Genomic DNA, 1,183 nt, shown 5'->3' with positions numbered 1-1,183 from the left:
AAAAACTTTTTCAGCAGACCCTAATTAGGGGTCTCAAGCTCCCCCTAACGGCCACCGAGAAAACCTTCACCAGCTAAGTATTTTTACTCAAGTCTCTGGAGGGGGACAGCTTATGTGACAGTTGAGGGTGCGGAATGTGGGATATAAGTTAAACTGATCACACAAAGAATAAGAGATCCCAGGTTTTTATCGAGAGTTAAGAGGTAAAATGATGACTTTGCAAGAAATGATCAAATCTTTTGAGAATTTATCAGAGGATGAACAGGAGTCATTGTTAGAGATTTTGTCTCAATATAGAGCCAAAGCAAGAGAAAGAGAAATTTTAGCTAATTTTAAGGAATTGAAAGAGGCGATCGCTACTGGAACGGCCAGAAAGGGAACCGTAGAAGATTTGATTGCCGATTTGAATGAGGATTAACAATGGATCTAATATGGAGTGATGGGTTTAAGCGTTCGTTTAAGAAGCTAATCAAGAAAAATCCCCAGTTAAAACCTAAAATTTTCGATGTACTTAGAAAACTGGCAGAAGACCCATTTACACTGTCTTTAAAAACCCATAAGTTAAGTGGTAATTTAGAAGAGTTATGGTCTTGTACTGTAGCTTACGATTGTCGAATTATTTTTAGTTTTTCGGAAGATGGAGAATATTTAGAAGTTATCATCTTGTTAATTGATATTGGTAGTCACGATCAGGTGTATAGAAAATAGGATATACTGGAAAGCGATCCTGCGGGTTTCTGCGTTGCGGTACATATATATTTATAATAAGATAAATTTTTCCTAATCGTTAGGATTTCTTTTAAGATAGAATTTAAAGACAGGATTAATAGGAAAATAGGACGAGGTTTCTGATGGTAATTTATCCAGTAAACAGCGGCTCTTCGGGAATTGTTATGCAAATAATTAACTTAAAATAAAATTCGATGAGAGTACCTAAGCTCAAAAGTAGCTGAAATCCATACAGGGAAGGACTTAAGGCATCAACAGGTTAATACCAAAAGATAGACAATCGAGTTAAGATTTGATATAATGGACAAAAACCCGGCTCTTCGGTAATTGTTATGCAATGGACGGGGGTTATAAGGGATGGAACCCTTATAGAGAAAGGCATTTAGCGATTTTTGTCAATTGTTTTTGCTCTAGAGCGAACTAATCAATTAAGTCTCTTGCCAGATAAGGATTT

General features: G+C 36.3%; 2 protein-coding genes. Both read left to right on the top strand.

The window, feature by feature from the left end; genetic code table 11:
• The first annotated feature begins 211 nt into the window (after positions 1-211).
• Positions 212-418, top strand: a complete 207-nt coding sequence (locus O9332_RS13115) for a hypothetical protein (protein WP_002764202.1) — start codon at positions 212-214, stop codon at positions 416-418.
• Between the two features lie 2 nt (positions 419-420).
• The gene (locus O9332_RS13110) at positions 421-708 is read left to right on the top strand and encodes a type II toxin-antitoxin system RelE/ParE family toxin (RefSeq protein WP_002764204.1); all 288 of its coding nucleotides are present in this window, start codon (positions 421-423) and stop codon (positions 706-708) included.
• Positions 709-1,183 lie beyond the last annotated feature (475 nt).

It is taken from the genome of Microcystis sp. LE19-10.1B (assembly GCF_027530565.1).
Taxonomy (GTDB): Bacteria; Cyanobacteriota; Cyanobacteriia; order Cyanobacteriales; family Microcystaceae; genus Microcystis; species Microcystis aeruginosa.
Note: the sequence above shows the minus strand (reverse complement) of the source record. Positions and strands in the feature narration are given on the sequence as shown.

What these genes read in the sequence shown, in the direction of transcription:
- O9332_RS13110 (WP_002764204.1), top strand. Translation starts at nt 421, where the DNA reads ATGGATCTAATATGGAGTGATGGGTTTAAGCGTTCGTTTAAGAAGCTA.
- O9332_RS13115 (WP_002764202.1), top strand. Translation starts at nt 212, where the DNA reads ATGACTTTGCAAGAAATGATCAAATCTTTTGAGAATTTATCAGAGGAT.